Annotated in this window: 15 protein-coding genes; all 15 read right to left on the reverse strand. The window is 45.0% G+C overall.

Annotated elements, in window-relative coordinates:
• Window positions 1–6: 6 nt before the first annotated feature.
• Window positions 7–2,025, reverse strand: a complete 2,019-nt coding sequence (locus MHH76_RS13625; protein ID WP_025811145.1) for a T7SS effector LXG polymorphic toxin — start codon at window positions 2,023–2,025, stop codon at window positions 7–9.
• A 25-nt stretch (window positions 2,026–2,050) separates the two neighbouring features.
• Window positions 2,051–2,314: a YwqI/YxiC family protein gene (locus MHH76_RS13630; protein ID WP_025811144.1), complete on the reverse strand. Its 264-nt coding sequence runs from the start codon at window positions 2,312–2,314 to the stop codon at window positions 2,051–2,053.
• Window positions 2,314–2,748: a DUF5082 family protein gene (locus MHH76_RS13635; RefSeq protein ID WP_020452232.1), complete on the reverse strand. Its 435-nt coding sequence runs from the start codon at window positions 2,746–2,748 to the stop codon at window positions 2,314–2,316. Before MHH76_RS13635 ends, MHH76_RS13630 begins: the two co-directional genes overlap by 1 nt.
• A 358-nt stretch (window positions 2,749–3,106) precedes the next feature.
• Window positions 3,107–3,466, reverse strand: coding sequence for a cytochrome c550 (cccA, locus tag MHH76_RS13640; protein WP_020452233.1), 360 nt, complete (start codon window positions 3,464–3,466; stop codon window positions 3,107–3,109).
• A 355-nt stretch (window positions 3,467–3,821) separates the two neighbouring features.
• Window positions 3,822–4,943, reverse strand: coding sequence for an RNA polymerase sigma factor RpoD (gene rpoD / locus MHH76_RS13645; protein ID WP_020452234.1), 1,122 nt, complete (start codon window positions 4,941–4,943; stop codon window positions 3,822–3,824).
• Between the two features lie 206 nt (window positions 4,944–5,149).
• Window positions 5,150–6,973, reverse strand: a complete 1,824-nt coding sequence (gene dnaG / locus MHH76_RS13650; protein WP_023855237.1) for a DNA primase — start codon at window positions 6,971–6,973, stop codon at window positions 5,150–5,152.
• Window positions 6,974–7,005: 32 nt separating this feature from the next.
• Window positions 7,006–7,497 (reverse strand): YaiI/YqxD family protein, encoded by a 492-nt coding sequence (locus MHH76_RS13655; RefSeq protein ID WP_023855238.1) that lies wholly within the window; start codon window positions 7,495–7,497, stop codon window positions 7,006–7,008.
• Between the two features lie 264 nt (window positions 7,498–7,761).
• Window positions 7,762–8,574, reverse strand: coding sequence for a pyruvate, water dikinase regulatory protein (locus MHH76_RS13660; protein WP_023855239.1), 813 nt, complete (start codon window positions 8,572–8,574; stop codon window positions 7,762–7,764).
• A gap of 25 nt (window positions 8,575–8,599) precedes the next feature.
• Window positions 8,600–9,238, reverse strand: a complete 639-nt coding sequence (locus MHH76_RS13665; RefSeq protein ID WP_025804968.1) for a helix-turn-helix transcriptional regulator — start codon at window positions 9,236–9,238, stop codon at window positions 8,600–8,602.
• A 197-nt stretch (window positions 9,239–9,435) separates the two neighbouring features.
• Entirely contained in the window at window positions 9,436–11,475 is a 2,040-nt protein-coding gene (glyS, locus tag MHH76_RS13670; RefSeq protein WP_025811143.1) for a glycine--tRNA ligase subunit beta, read from the reverse strand.
• Window positions 11,468–12,355, reverse strand: a complete 888-nt coding sequence (glyQ, locus tag MHH76_RS13675) for a glycine--tRNA ligase subunit alpha (RefSeq protein WP_020452239.1) — start codon at window positions 12,353–12,355, stop codon at window positions 11,468–11,470. The genes glyS and glyQ overlap by 8 nt, the downstream gene beginning before the upstream one ends.
• Before the next feature lie 331 nt (window positions 12,356–12,686).
• A complete protein-coding gene (recO, locus tag MHH76_RS13680) occupies window positions 12,687–13,457 on the reverse strand; it encodes a DNA repair protein RecO (protein ID WP_020452240.1) in 771 nt (256 codons plus the stop codon).
• A 37-nt stretch (window positions 13,458–13,494) separates the two neighbouring features.
• On the reverse strand, window positions 13,495–13,638 hold the full coding sequence (locus MHH76_RS13685) for a YqzL family protein (RefSeq protein ID WP_003183626.1): 144 nt from the start codon (window positions 13,636–13,638) through the stop codon (window positions 13,495–13,497).
• A 161-nt stretch (window positions 13,639–13,799) separates the two neighbouring features.
• Window positions 13,800–14,705, reverse strand: coding sequence for a GTPase Era (gene era / locus MHH76_RS13690; protein WP_020452241.1), 906 nt, complete (start codon window positions 14,703–14,705; stop codon window positions 13,800–13,802).
• On the reverse strand, window positions 14,686–15,096 hold the full coding sequence (locus MHH76_RS13695) for a cytidine deaminase (protein ID WP_020452242.1): 411 nt from the start codon (window positions 15,094–15,096) through the stop codon (window positions 14,686–14,688). The genes era and MHH76_RS13695 overlap by 20 nt, the downstream gene beginning before the upstream one ends.
• Window positions 15,097–15,193: the final 97 nt, after the last annotated feature.

Here is a 15,193-nt window from a genome sequence, read left to right on the forward strand (position 1 = left end):
TTAAAATTATCCGATAATCTTTCCATCTTTTAAAACGAAAGATAACAGTCCATTAGTTTTAACACTGTCATCAATCTCTGATGTTACTTCTATTGTTAGATTGGGATATTTCTTGCTTGCTTGATAAAATATACCACTCTTTTCAATAGGATAAGGTTTAAGTAATCCTTTACTACACTTATTACATACGCCTCTTGGATTAGACTGGTGAACTCTTAATGTACCTGTTACTTCCGTCGGTTTGATGCCTGCCTTCTTTACAGCAGAATCAAACTCGTTTAAAACTCCTTCTTCAGCATGTCTTGTAAACTGTGCTAATTTAGGATTTTTCATATGATCGTATGGGGCCCTGATCTCTCTATTTGGTAAGATTGTATCCAATGAAGGCAGTCCAGCTTCTTTTCTTACTTCTGGAGATCCACCTTCAAAAGTCCTTTTTTCAAGTCCTTTTACATCGGTTTTACCAACTGCAATTGTATTAGTCTCTGGAACATTCCACTTTTTCCGTAAAACATCCAGATCTTCTTTACCCAGTTGGATCTTACCATTACCCATCCCCTTACCACTCACCATCTTCACAATTCCAAGCTCTTTCACCGGCGTTTTCTCAACATTCACGCGGACAATTGGGGTGCCGATGCGGTGGCCTGTTGTGGAGGCCGGCTGTTCGACGTAGACGCGGACGTTTGTCGGAACTTGGAAGGATTTCACCTTTTCAAGGATGTTGTTTCCTTTTTGTACCAGCGCCGCTTTTGGCGATTTTGCGAGCGGAATATTTTTGCCAGGTATTTTGGCCAATGTTTGAGCGCCGTGGTTTGCCGTTTTTGCGACAGCACCTGCGCCGACGAGACTCGAGGCTGCTTCGATCAGGCCTTGTTTCCGCCTCTCTTCAGAAACTTTGTTTCCAAACATGTCCTTGCCCGTGACGGCTTCTGAGAACCCATTTGAAGCGACAAGGCCGTAGGCGCCCATTTCCGTCATTTTCAAGACGTTCAACGTTTTTGAGGCTTTGTAAGCGTCAAGCGCGTGTTCAGCGGCGATGAGTCCTTTTCCTGTTTTATAAATGGCTTTGCCGCCTTTGAAGGCTCGGCCTGCCCACCCTACGATCGGAATAAATCCTGCTGCCGCCATTGCTCCGGCGGCGACACGCTGGCCGTCTGTCAGCTTTTCTCCTGTGACCGGGTCGACGCCGTCAGCGGCTCTCTTATAATCATAATACCCGCTGACTTCTCCGACAAATGTTCCGGCTGCGTCGAGCGCTTTTAAATACCAAGGCTTGTTCGCTTCTTCTTCTTGTTTTTCCTGAAGCCTGCGCGCTTCTGCCTGTTCATTTTTGAATTCAATATAATTGGCGGCTTGATTTTCGACGTCTATCGTATTTTTATAGATCTCGCTTGAGTGGAACGATTTCAAGCTAAAATACATCGGCGAGGCGGTTTTTCCGTGGCTTGTAGCTTCCATTAGCCCGGAATATTTGCCGAGCACGGCGCTGTCGAGTGCTTGTAAGTTTGTGTATTCGGTCTTGAGCGATTCATCCAGCTGATTAACGGCGTCGATGGTGTTTTGCCGAGTTGTTTGCGCTTTAGACATTTTATCAATATAGTCGTCGAGCGTCCAATTGTCCAAGTCAACGATATCGCTGATACTCGCGATGATTTTATCCATTTCCAACTTGAGCCCCGAGACGATTTCCGTCGCTTTCAAATCAGCGTTTTTCAGTTCATGATCCAAAAAAGAGATTTCCACATAAGAATCGGACAGCTTTTTGTCCTTTATATCACCCGATATACCTTTAAAAAAAGCAATCTGCGCTTCAACAAGCTTTAACCAGCTGTCTACGATCTCTGCCTGTCCTTTGTAGAAGTCTTTAATGTTGTCGGCACCTTTCCCCTGAAAATCTTCACCTAAATCAGCGACCCCAAGAAACGCTTTTTTGAGCGTCTGCAGTTGATCCTCAAAGGTTTCGTATTGTTTCTTGCGGTTATTCGCTGCTTCAATTAAAGAATGCGCTTCAAATACTTTCATTGAATTGTCCTCTCTAACCTAAGGGCTATTTTCTGGCGATTGCTTTGTCCTGCTCTTTCAGCAAATCGACATTTTCCTTCGTATCCTTTATGTTTTTGTGTACGGCTTTTTTGTAATCGGCCACCATCTGATGTATGTTCTGCTCGCGTTCGTGGCACTTTGTCACATATGTCAATTTATTTTTCCCCGCAGCTTTCGGAGGATTTGGCAGGTCTAGGGCATCGAGCGCCTCTCTTACGGCCTCCAGCTTTTTGATGACCGCTTCATGTTTCAGCTTGATTGTCGTCATTAAAACCAGCTCCAACTGTTTTTGATTGAGCGGAGTTTATCGCTCAACTGATCAACCGCTTTTTCTCCGAGAGAAAGCAAATGATCCGCCTCTTTAGCTGCCGCTCCCGCCAATTCAAGGCTGTGTTTTTCAATTTCCAGCGCGAAAATTTTTCTCTCCAGCTGTGAAATATAGCCTTCGTACTTTCCGTTCACGATGTTGTACATTGATGTATGAGCTTCATCCCGTTCGTCATCAAAATCATTGGCGAAGTCCCCCGTCCAGTGGCTGTTCAGGTGAGGGTGCAAGATTTGTCTGATCTCGACAATCCCGGTTTCGTGTTCTTTCTCAATTTCCTTTTTTGCTGTTTTGACACGTTCAATCCGGCTTTCTACATCAGCCAGCTTTTGGTTAATCGTGCTGTGGATATGATTCAATGTGCTCTCATGACTCATATGATTCACCTCAAGAAATACTCAAATAGACGGATGGCACCAGTGCATCTGCTGCATTCTTTCCATTTATATAATAGTAAAATAGATGTAATCTTACTTAAATAGGGTGGATTGCTTATTTTTTCCCTTGCAAAGATGAGTGCAGTCTTCAGAAAAAGTAATAAAGACCTATTCCCGATAGACGCCGCACCGTCATAAAGGACGGAATCATGGATGCTGAAACAGTTCAAATCACCCTTTCGAGGTGACTCCTCGTCAAGCAAGATCACCCATTTACCGAAAACAGAAAAAGGATTCGCACAAAAGCTCTTATCAAAGCTTTCATTGCGAATCCTTTTGGTGATGAAACGGTTTTAACCTATTTAATCTCTGACACCCATTTTGCCATATCATCAAGCTTTTCCGCCGGAACCAGTCCTCCCGGCATTCCGTTACCGCCTTTTTCAATCTTTTCTTTAATCGCACCTGTATCCATCCGGTCTCCGACGCCCTTCAGTTTAGGTCCTGATACACCTTCATAATTCTCGCCGTGGCAGGTTACACAGTTCGCTTTGTAAATTTCTTCAGGCGAGGCATCCGCTTTGTCTTCTTGAGCTGTTTTATTCCCTTCGCCTGCAATTTCTTTTTCGTCATAAAGGCCTTTTATGGATAAGATAAAAACCAGTCCTATGCCCATAATGGCGATTAATAAAAATGGTATCAATGGATTGCGGTTCATTTTACATCCCCCTTTTTAATTTACCCCTGCCCCTTATGTAAACAATTCTAATTCTACTTTAATTTTACAAAAAGTAAACCAATTATGAAACAAAAGCTGATGAAGTTCACATTTTAGACAAAATAACGGATGATGAAGCAATTGTTCATTTTCCAATTAAAGACCAGTTTTTGAATACGGTTACAACAATAATTATAAAGGGCTTTTCCTTCGATCTCAAGGTTATAATGACTCAAAATGCACTTTTGGATATTTGCAAATTCGAAAGAAATTAAGTAAAATATAATCGGGTTACCAATAATAGCGCTTTCATTCTGTCGTGAAAAAAAGAACGGATCTCCTGACCCGTTCAAGTTTATTCGAGAAAATCTTTCAAGCGTTTGCTTCTGCTTGGATGTCTTAATTTACGAAGTGCTTTAGCTTCTATTTGACGAATTCGTTCTCTTGTTACCCCAAATACCTTACCAACTTCTTCTAATGTTCTTGTACGACCATCATCAAGGCCGAAGCGAAGGCGGAGCACATTTTCTTCACGGTCTGTCAATGTATCCAGTACATCTTCAAGCTGTTCTTTCAGCAATTCATATGCTGCATGATCTGACGGAGAAGTCGCTTCCTGATCCTCAATGAAGTCTCCCAGATGTGAATCGTCCTCTTCACCGATCGGAGTCTCGAGTGAAACCGGTTCCTGGGCGATCTTTAGAATTTCACGGACTTTTTCAGGCGTCAGATCCATATCTTCCGCAATCTCTTCAGGCGTTGGCTCGCGGCCGAGATCCTGAAGGAGCTGCCTTTGAACACGAATCAGTTTGTTGATGGTTTCAACCATATGAACAGGAATCCTGATCGTTCTCGCCTGGTCGGCAATCGCTCTTGTAATCGCCTGTCTGATCCACCATGTCGCGTATGTGCTGAATTTGTATCCTTTGCGGTAGTCAAACTTTTCTACCGCCTTCATCAGGCCCATGTTTCCTTCCTGAATAAGGTCAAGGAAAAGCATTCCGCGGCCGACATACCGTTTTGCGATGCTGACGACAAGTCTCAAGTTGGCTTCAGCCAGACGGCGCTTCGACTCTTCGTCGCCTTCTTCGATTTTTTTCGCGTATTCGATTTCTTCTTTTGCAGACAAAAGGTTTACCCGTCCGATTTCTTTCAGATACATGCGGACAGGGTCGTTTATCTTAACGCCCGGAGGCACGCTTAAATCGTTAAGGTCAAATTCTTCTTCGGCCTTGGCCAGCTGTTGAATATTAGGATCCTCATTTTCTTCGTTCTCGCTAATTAATTCAACGCCTTGTTCTCCTAAAAATTCATAATACTCATCCATTTGGTCTGATTCGATCTCGAAGCTGGACATGCGCTCTGCAATTTCTTCATATGTGAGCACTCCGCGCTTTTTTCCGGCTTCTGTTAATTGATCCCTCACCTGTTCAAATGTGAATTCAGTTTCGGTCTCGTGTGCTTGTTTATCAGCCATTCATGGATCCCTCCTTCCAAAACTTACAGACGAATTCTAAAAGCATCCCGCTTTTTTTGTTCCTATTTCACGAATAAAGCCTTCTCTCTCATCTAGGGCTTCACGGGAAAGCAAATCATAAATTGACAATATATGATTAGGACAAGCAGCTTTTGCTCCTCCGTTAGGATTCATTGCCAAAAGCTTTTCCTATTATATATAACGGTTTATTTCAGCGAACGGTTCAGCTTAACAATTTCCTGTGCCAAAGTTGCCGCTTTGATGAAGTCTTTTTGCCTCTCGGCTTCCGCCCTTGCAGCTTCTTTTTCTTTTATCATTGACCAATTTCGATAATTCAACACTTTTTTTACATAATCAGATAATTCCGCTTCACTTAATTCTTCGTTCACCTGAAGCATTAAGATATCTGTCAGAAGCTGACCGAGTTCCTGATCCTCAACTCTCTTAAAGAGCTCCTGGATGGAAATGTCCGCTCCTTCTTCATACATGGCGTACAAATAAGCGGCAATCGCGCGGTGCTGATCAAGGTTGAATTCAAAGCCCACCCGGTCTAAAACCTTTCGAATGACGTCCCGGTCATGAATCATGTGAGCCAGGAGCATCCGCTCCGCGTTCTCATGAGCCGGCCGAAGACCTGTCTTTCTCCGCGGGGCGCGCGAAACGGCCGCCTGCCGCTCTTTTGAGTCCTGACGGCTGCTTTCCCTGCTGCGGCTTACAGCCTGCTTTTCAAATACGGAAAGCTGATCCTTCAAGGATTCAAATGAGATTGAAAATTCATTTGCCAGCTGTTTGACGTATATTTCCTGTTCCAAAGGTCCGCTGAGAAGGCTGACTTCCTTCAGTACATCGTTGATATAGGCTAAACGGTCTCCTTCATCAGACAGGTTTCTGCCCTTGCGGAAATAGTTCATTTTAAACGTCATCATCGTAACGCTGGCCCCTATTACATCATTCTTAAATTTCTCGCTTCCGAATTTTTTGATGTAGTCATCGGGATCCAGCCCGTCAGGTATCATGGCCACCTTGACGTCGCAGCCTTTTTTCTGAAGAATCTCCGCCGCTTTCAGCGTGGCTTCATAACCGGCATGATCCGAGTCATAGCACAGTATGACCTCTCCGACATTTCGCCTGATGATTTTCGCATGCTCTTCTGTCAGCGATGTGCCCATCGTGGCGATCGATTCTTTCACACCGGAACTGACGGCTGAGATGACGTCGGCAAATCCTTCAAAAAGGACGGCCCTCTCTTCTTTTCGAATGTGAAGGCGGGCCTGATGGAAATGATAGAGAAGCTTGCTTTTTCGAAAAAGCGGCGTTTCCGGGCTGTTCATATATTTTGGCTGCTCCCCGGTGAACGTCCTTCCGGAAAAAGCGACCGTTGCGCCGTGATGATCATGAATCGGAAACATAATCCTGTTTCTGAAACGGTCAAAATAGCCGTCACCGTTCTCGCGTCTGATGATGAGTCCAGCTCTTTCCATCAGCGCAAGATCAAAACCTCTCCGTTCCAAAAACTTTGTGATGAAATCCCATGAATCAAGGGCGCATCCGATTTCAAACTGCTCGATCTGCTCCATCTCAAAGCCTCTTTCGAGCAAATAATCGAGCGCTTCCTGGCCTTCCTTTGTATTGACCAGCAAATGATGATAAAATTTCTTTAACAGATCATGAGCTTCCGCCATTTTCTGTTCATCCGAACTGCCTGTGCTGTATGCTGATACAGCCGCTACCTGCTCCGGCAGATCTATTTGATATTTGTCCGCCAGGTGAGAGACGGCCTCCGTAAATGAATAACCTTCCATTTGTCTTAAAAATGAAAAAACATTCCCTCCCGCTCCGCAGCCAAAACAATGAAAAATCTGTTTTTCTCCGGAAACGGAAAAAGATGGCGTATTCTCACCATGAAAAGGACAAAGCCCAAAATAATTACGCCCCTGTTTTCTCAACTGGACGTACTCTCCGATAACTTCTACGATATCAGCTGATTTTTGCACCTGTTCTACAATTTCGTCTGGTATACGATTGCCCATGTTCCAACACTCCGTCGTACATAATTCGCTGCTTAGTACGTAAATCCTTCAATTTTCGACAAGATTTTTTGCAGCTCTTTGACAAATCGCTCTCGGTCTTCCTTGACCAGTTTTTTCGGGCCTTTCGTGTAACGTCCGCTTCTTCTCAATTTTTGTGCGACGTGACGGCGGAAAAGAGCATGATCGATGGAGTCCTCTTCGAAAAGATAGCCTCTCTCCGACATCACATAGACCTTTTTGCCAAGCAAAAGTGATGCCAGCCCGATATCTTGTGTGACGACGACATCACCTGGTCGAACATGGTTGGCAATGTACAGATCGGCTGCTTCTTTATGCGGATCGACATATGTCCAATTCTCTTCTTCTTTCCTTGTGACTTGAAAATGCTCGAATGAAGCCACGAATATGACCTTTACGTCGAAATCCGCCGCTGTTTTGAGCACTTCATCTTTCACCGGGCATGCGTCTGCATCGACAAAAATCGTCCTTTCTTTTTCAAGAAGACTAATTCTCCATCCCTCCATCAATCTCCTGCTATAAATACAGGCAAAATCACACAGGTTTCAAAAATAATCGATCTATAAGAATTTGTCGAAAGTTTTTTTCGGGAAATTCTTGACACGATACCCATAATAGTTTATTCGTTCTGTACTAAGCTTAAACCTAAAAGTTAATTATTTTATCACAATTTTTTATTATAATACAAATGGGTTAAAGATGCTAACATTTTCACTTTTCCCAAAACCATCAAAGCAAAAACCCAGGATGGGGTGTCCTGAGTTTTATTCTTAGACCCTTTTTGTCATCATGTTGTGAATAATGTTGGCCGTTTCCTCTACCGCTTTATTTGATACGTCTACGACATTGCAGCCGATGCGGCCGACGATCTTTTCAAAGAACTCCAGCTCTTCTTTGATGCGGTTGATATTAGCGTAAATCGCTTTGTCGTTGAGGCCGAGCGATTTCAGGCGCTCCTTGCGAATATGGTTCAGCTTATCCGGGCTGATTTTTAACCCGATGCATTTAGCCGGATCAACGGTAAAGAGTTCTTCGGGAGGATCCACCTCAGGAACGATCGGAACGTTTGCCACTTTTAACCGTTTGTGCGCCAAGTATTGGGATAACGGAGTTTTGGACGTTCTCGACACGCCGATCAGCACGATATCCGCTTTTAAGATGCCCCTTGGGTCTCTGCCGTCGTCATATTTTACGGCAAATTCGATGGCCTCTACCTTCTTAAAATAATCTTCGTCCAGCTGCCGGACTCTGCCCGGCTCGTATTTCGCGCTGAAGCCGTAGACCGTCTCCATTTTCTCAATCAGCGGGCCGATGATATCGTAATACACGACATTCGCCTTTTCCGCTTCGGCGATTAAAAAATCACGAATCTCCGGGACAACAAGCGTAAAACAGATGATGCCTCCGTCCGCTTCTGCCAGCGAGATCACTTCTTTTATTGTTCCGCGGTCTTCGACATAAGGAATCCGCCTGATGTTTGTCTGCTCGGATGAACCGTTAAACTGGCTGATAGCCGCCTTGACTACGAGCTCAGCGGTCTCGCCGACAGAGTCTGATACAACATAAATCGTCCGATTACTCATGATATCCCTCCATTTGAAGTTCACTCTACATGATTTCATTTTCAGATAAGCCGACTAAAATTTTTGTCATGTTCGTTTTCGTAATTCTTCCCACAACTTCATAGCCTTTTTCTGTATCTTTTACAACAGGCAGTGCGTCAATTTGTTTTTCGATAAGCATCTTGGCAATGTCCAAAATGAAATCGTCGCGCCTGCAAAGCGTAATGTTCGGCATTCTCGTCATAATGATATGGACGGGTATTGAAGGGAGCTCCTGTTTGCCGATGCTGGCTCTGAGCAAGTCTTTTCGTGAAAGTACACCGACTAAGATGGCATTATCATCAACGACAAAAAGCGTTCCTACGTCCTCTAAAAACATCGTGCAAATCGCATCATAAACGGAGACATTTTCATGAATGACCACCGGAATGGACTGGAAGTCTTTCACCTGCAGCTTTTTCAGCTTATCAGCCAAGAGCTGCGTGCCCGTCTTTCCCGTGTAGAAATAACCGACCCGCGGCCTTGCTTCCAAAAATCCTGACATCGTCAATATCGCCAAGTCCGGACGAAGCGTAGCCCTTGTCAGATTCAGCTTTTCCGCGATATGTTCTCCGGTAATCGGTCCGTTCTCTTTGACAATCTGCAAAATATGCTCCTGACGTTTATTTAGTTCGATCGTACTCACCACCTTTAAGCCGAAGCTCACAATTCGTTCGTTATGTATAAAAGTCGATAACATATTATAACGCATATGAAGACTAAAATAACAGCAATTACAATTGAATTCTATGAAAAAGACAGGCACAATTTGACAAGGATGTGAAAAATCAATTTGAGCAAAAAGACGATTGCCAGCTTGTCAGCAACCGTCTTCTGCGGTGTTTATTTTACAATGATGGCATTGATGTTTGCAAAAGATCGGATCAGCTCCGCCAGGCTTGCCATTTGCGCCAGGCGGTTCGCTTTTAATCTTTCATCTTCGGCATGGACCATCGTGTGATCAAAATAAGCTTCGATCGGCTCTTTTAGCTTGGACAGCTCACTGAAGGCTCCCTCATAATCTTTTGCTTGGTAAAGGGTCTCTAATTGCTGTCTGCACGCCTCATAAGCTTTGAAAAGCTCCTCTTCTTGAGGGTTTTCAAACAGTGACGCATCAATGGCGTTCGTTTCGCTCTTTTTGCTGATCGAAATAACCCTTGCCAGCGCTTCAGCCGTTTCTTTAAATTCCGGTTTTGCTGCAGCCGATTCAAGAACAGCGGCTTTTTTGACAGCCGAATACGGCTCAAGGTTCGAGCTTTCGAGCACGGCATCCACCACATCGTAGCGGATGTTTTCCGCTGTTAATACGTATTTGAGGCGCTGTTTAAAGAATTCGAGCAGTTCGCTGTTTGCTTCCTGTCCGGCAAACGCAGCCAGTTCTTTGAATGAAATGCCCCAGTTCCGGTCAAGCAGGATTTGGACGATGCCGCTCGCCTGTCTTCTTAGTCCATACGGATCCTGAGATCCTGTCGGAATAACGCCGATTTTAAAGAATGAAGCGACCGTATCAAGTTTATCCGCTAATGCGACGACGGCGCCGACGATTGATGAAGGTGCTTCCCCTCCGGCTTGTCTCGGCATATAATGCTCATTGACAGCGAGCGCCACTTCTTCTTTCTCCCCGAGCATCCGCGCATATTTTTCACCCATGATGCCCTGCAGCTCAGGAAATTCGTAAACCATGTGTGTCACAAGGTCGAATTTTGAAATGTGCGAAGCGCGCTTGATCAGCTGCACCGTCTCTTGATCCGCACCGATGATTTCAGCGATCCGTTCAGCAACCGCCTCAGTGCGTCTTACTTTGTCTCCAAGCGATCCCAGTTCTTCGTGGAAAACGATCTTTTCGAGTTTTTTCACATTCTCGTCAATGTTTAATTTTTGATCTTCTTTATAGAAGAAGGCGGCGTCTGAAAGCCTCGCTCTCAGTACTTTTTCGTTCCCTCTCGCCACGTTTTCAAGGGCGCGGCTGTCTCCGTTGCGGACGGTCACAAAGTAAGGAAGCAAATCGCCGTTTTTATCTTTGACAGGGAAATAGCGCTGATGCTCTTTCATCGTTGTCACGAGCACCTCTTCAGGAATTGCGAGAAATTCCTCTTCGTAAGAACCGGACAGAACCGTTGGATATTCAACCAGATGGGTAACCTCATCCAGCAGATCCTCGTCTCTCGGAATGTCCCAGGACTTTTCAGCCGCCAGTTCGTCAAGCTGCTTAACGATCAGCTGCTTCCGTTTGTCCGGATCGGCAATCACAAACTGGCTTTCCAGTGCCGCTTCGTATTCAGAAGGTGCGCTCAAGCTGGCTGCTTTTCCGAGGAAGCGGTGTCCCTGTGTTGTGCGGCCGGTTTCGACATGAGCGACTGAAAACGGAACGACTTCACTGCCGAACAGCGCGACGATCCATTTAATCGGCCTGATGTATTTCAAATCTTCGCTGCCCCAGCGCATGTTTTTTGGAAAGTGGAGGCTTGTCACCAAGTCGCCGAGCTCAGGAAGTAATGAAAACGTATCCTGACCTTTTTGGAATTTTTGCACAAAAACATATTCCGTTCCTTTGATGTCTTTAAAATACAAATCTTCCGGACTTGCTCCTTGCCCCCGTGAAAAGCCGATGGCCGCCTTTGTCCATTCGCCGTTTTCGTCAAGGGCGATTTTCTTTGCCGGTCCTTTCGCTTCTTCTGTCACATCGTCCTGCTTCTCCGCCACGTTCTCGACAAGAACGGCCAGTCTTCTAGGGGAGTTATAGAGCTTGACGGAACCGAAGGCAATATTTTTTTCCTTGAGCCAGCTTTCCAGTTTTTCACCAAGCTGAGTCATGCTGTCATGCATGAAGCGCGCCGGCATTTCTTCTAATCCGATTTCTAAAAGCAAATCTTGATTACTCATGTGAAGCCTCTTCCTCCTTCAGCATTGGGAAACCCAACTTTTCGCGTTCATCATAATACGTTTTCGCCACTTTTCTGGCCAGATTTCTCACCCTTGCAATATATCCTGTGCGCTCCGTGACGGAAATCGCTCCTTTTGCGTCAAGCAAGTTGAACGTATGCGAGCATTTCAGTACATAATCATAAGCAGGATGGACAAGTCCCTGATCCATCTGACGGTTCGCTTCTTTTTCGTACGTGGCAAACAATTCGAACAGCATGTCGACGTCAGATGTCTCGAACGTATAGACGGAATGCTCGTATTCAGCCATCTTGAACAGGTCTTTTATCGTATAGCCTTTCGTCCATTCGAGGTCAAAGACGTTTTCTTTGTCTTGAATATAAGAAGCAAGGCGTTCAATACCGTATGTGATTTCCACAGAAACCGGTTTGCACTCAAGCCCGCCGACCTGCTGAAAATAGGTAAACTGGGTGATTTCCATGCCGTCAAGCCACACTTCCCAGCCAAGCCCGGCGCAGCCGAGCGACGGATTTTCCCAGTTATCCTCGACAAAACGGATATCATGCTCCAGAGGGTCGATTCCAAGAGCTTTTAATGAATCTAAATAAAGCTCTTGAATATTGTCGGGAGACGGCTTAATGATCACCTGGAATTGATGGTGCTGATAAAGCCTGTTCGGGTTGTCCCCGTATCTTCCGTCCGCAGGGCGTCTTGACGGCTCCACATAAGCGACTTTCCAAGGTTCAGGTCCAAGGCTCCGCAAAAATGTATATGGACTCATCGTTCCTGCACCCTTCTCTACATCATACGACTGCAAAAGTACGCATCCTTCATTGGACCAGTGCTTTTGCAGTGTCAGAATCATTTCTTGAATATTCAAATGAAGCACCTCCATAAAACGTGTTTTCAAGTTTAATTTTTGGCATAGGGCTGGTTTGGGCAGAAAAAAACTCCCGTCCCTATGCTTGTTTGCCCACAAACATAGGGACGAGAGTTCTCCCGCGGTTCCACCCTAATTGCTGAGAGGAAATGTCTCAGCCTCTTTTTTAAAAGTTGCTCAGGGAATGCCTTTCATTACGCTCTCATCCCCGGCTTTCACCGCCCCGGAGTCGCTTCAATGAGGCCGTGCGCAATTACTTCTTTCCGTCAACGCAACGTCATTATTGAATCCAATCTTCATGACATGATCTTATAAAAAGATGAAGAGGTTGTCAACTTTTGTTTTCATCGCCCAGCATCTTTTTCATATTGTCCATTTGTTCCATGAAGCGCCGCGATTTCAGGTAGATCCCTGAGTACTCGTCATAGTACGTCTGTATGACCCTTTTCAGCTCATCCTTCGTCTCCTGTTTAACCGAGACATTTCCGAGCCTTGACAGGTCAAAATAAAAAAACAGCCTCAACAGCCTGGCGGATGCGGGAGACAGCGGTATCCTGTATGGATCTTTCGCAAAACAGCGGTGGCAGATAAAGCCGTTGTCGCGGATCGAAAAATGAAATGTGCCGTCTTTGCTTTTGCAATGTACACATTCATCCAGCTCCGGATACAGTCCCATCACGCTGAGCATTTTAACTTCGATAAGGTTGGCGATAATGTCGGGATCTGTACCGTCATCGAGCCTCCTCATCGACTGAAGAAGCAGCTCAAATAAAAACGGATTCGGTTTCTTTTCCTCCGTTCCCTTGTCGATTAATTCAGTGATGTAGGCCGCGTATGCTGTTAAAAACAGATCCTCGCGTATATGCCTCATGCTTTCGATCATCTCGCCCTGCTCCAATGTGCCGAGACCGGATGATTTGCGGAATAAAAAAGAAGCATAAAGGAACGGCTGGGAAATCGCTGACAAGCGGCTGTTCGGCTTTTTGGCGCCCCTTGCCAGCACACCGATTTTCCCGTGTTCTCTCGTCAACAGCGTAATGATTTTATTTGTTTCACCATAGTCGTTTGTACGAAGGACGATACCTTCACATTTCGTCAGCATATGTGCACCATCCAAAAATTGGAGGGGTCAAGCATGATCACAAAATTGGAAAGTCAATTTGCGCTAGCTCTTCTTCAAGTACTTCGGGTCTTTCCAGGTTCTCCTTTTCCAATTCTTTAAAAAGGAGGTACGTGTCTACGCTTCCTGTTTGTGAAAATACATTCCAAGTAAAATTCAACATAAAAAGCCCCACCTTTCTGTTTATAACTAGCTTTTTAAACATCCAAATTCTTAAGATTATCTTGACCTTGTATCCTCCATTTCATGTTAAACAATTTTTTCTAATATATCTTTGATTTCGAGAGATTTTGTCACGACTAAACCGCGGTCAAGCTCTGTTCGTTAATACTCGTCTTCTCTAAATCCAAAATCACGAAGCTGAGACATCTTGTTGCGCCAGTCTTTCTGCACTTTAACCCACAGCTCTAAAAACACCGATGATCCGAGCAGCGCCTCGATATCGGTTCTTGCCCGCTTGCCGATTTCTTTAAGCAGGCTGCCTCTTTTTCCGATGACGATCCCTTTTTGTGAATCGCGTTCGACGACGATGGTCGCGCTCACATACACAGAACCGTTTTCCCGTTCTTGAATGGACTCGATCGAGACCGCAATGCTGTGAGGGATCTCTTCCCTTGTCAGATGCAGCACTTTTTCCCGAATCAGCTCAGAAATGATAAATCGCTCCGGATGATCGGTCACCTGGTCACTCGGGTAAAACTGCGGACCTTCCGGCAAATAATCTTCAATTTGCTTTAAAAGCGTATCGATATTATTTCCCTCAAGGGCGGAGATCGGAACGACTTCCTGAAACGGATACCTGGTTCTGTACTCATCGATCAGCACAAGAAGCTCATCCGGATGAATCCGGTCGATTTTGTTGACGATCAAAAATACCGGCGTCTTGACTCCTTTTAAGCGCTCGATGATAAATTCGTCGCCTTTTCCGTAGCCTTCCTCCGCATTGATCATAAACAAGATCAAGTCGACTTCCTTTAAAGTGTTCTGCGCCACCTTCATCATAAAATCGCCCAATTTATGCTTCGGTTTATGAATGCCCGGCGTATCGATAAAAATCGTCTGGGATGTATCGGTTGTCAGCACACCTTGCACTTTGTTTCTTGTTGTTTGCGGTTTGTCGCTCATGATGGCGATTTTTTGGCCGATCACGCGATTCAAAAATGTAGATTTTCCTACGTTTGGTCGTCCGATAATGGAGACAAATCCTGATTTAAAGCTTTCCTGTGTCATGTAAGTCCTCCGATGAAAATGCTCCTGGCAGTAATTCTTGAACCGTCATTTCTTTGATTTGGCCATTCAGATTGGTTAAGATGACAGGCATGTTTGGTGAACAAAGTTCAGAAATCACCTGTCTGCACGCTCCGCACGGCGACACCGGACCCGGCGTATCCGCAGCGACGGCAAGCATCTTAAACGATTTTTCCCCTTCCGAGTAAGCCTTGAACAACGCTGTCCGCTCGGCGCAGTTGCACAGGCTGTATGCAGCATTTTCAATGTTGCAGCCTTTGTACACCTTGCCGTCCTCAGTCAAAAGGGCAGCGCCGACTTTGAATTTCGAATACGGAACATATGCAAATTCCCTTGCTTTTAAAGCTTCTGCAATCAATTCTTGTTTAGTCAATGTGTGTATTCCTTCCTATAGCGGTTATGGTACCGCTAACACTTTTATTTTACATAAAAATGGCTTCTTTTTCACGCCCAAATCACAAATGTAAAAT

This window comes from Bacillus sp. FSL L8-0193 (assembly GCF_037976065.1).
Taxonomy (GTDB): Bacteria; Bacillota; Bacilli; order Bacillales; family Bacillaceae; genus Bacillus; species Bacillus paralicheniformis.

Coding starts and splice junctions, on each gene's coding strand:
- MHH76_RS13625 (WP_025811145.1), bottom strand. CDS start 2,025: ATGAAAGTATTTGAAGCGCATTCTTTAATTGAAGCAGCGAATAACCGC.
- MHH76_RS13630 (WP_025811144.1), bottom strand. CDS start 2,314: ATGACGACAATCAAGCTGAAACATGAAGCGGTCATCAAAAAGCTGGAG.
- MHH76_RS13635 (WP_020452232.1), bottom strand. CDS start 2,748: ATGAGTCATGAGAGCACATTGAATCATATCCACAGCACGATTAACCAA.
- cccA (WP_020452233.1), bottom strand. CDS start 3,466: ATGAACCGCAATCCATTGATACCATTTTTATTAATCGCCATTATGGGC.
- rpoD (WP_020452234.1), bottom strand. CDS start 4,943: ATGGCTGATAAACAAGCACACGAGACCGAAACTGAATTCACATTTGAA.
- dnaG (WP_023855237.1), bottom strand. CDS start 6,973: ATGGGCAATCGTATACCAGACGAAATTGTAGAACAGGTGCAAAAATCA.
- MHH76_RS13655 (WP_023855238.1), bottom strand. CDS start 7,497: ATGGAGGGATGGAGAATTAGTCTTCTTGAAAAAGAAAGGACGATTTTT.
- MHH76_RS13660 (WP_023855239.1), bottom strand. CDS start 8,574: ATGAGTAATCGGACGATTTATGTTGTATCAGACTCTGTCGGCGAGACC.
- glyS (WP_025811143.1), bottom strand. CDS start 11,475: ATGAGTAATCAAGATTTGCTTTTAGAAATCGGATTAGAAGAAATGCCG.
- recO (WP_020452240.1), bottom strand. CDS start 13,457: ATGCTGACGAAATGTGAAGGTATCGTCCTTCGTACAAACGACTATGGT.
- MHH76_RS13685 (WP_003183626.1), bottom strand. CDS start 13,638: ATGTTGAATTTTACTTGGAATGTATTTTCACAAACAGGAAGCGTAGAC.
- era (WP_020452241.1), bottom strand. CDS start 14,705: ATGACACAGGAAAGCTTTAAATCAGGATTTGTCTCCATTATCGGACGA.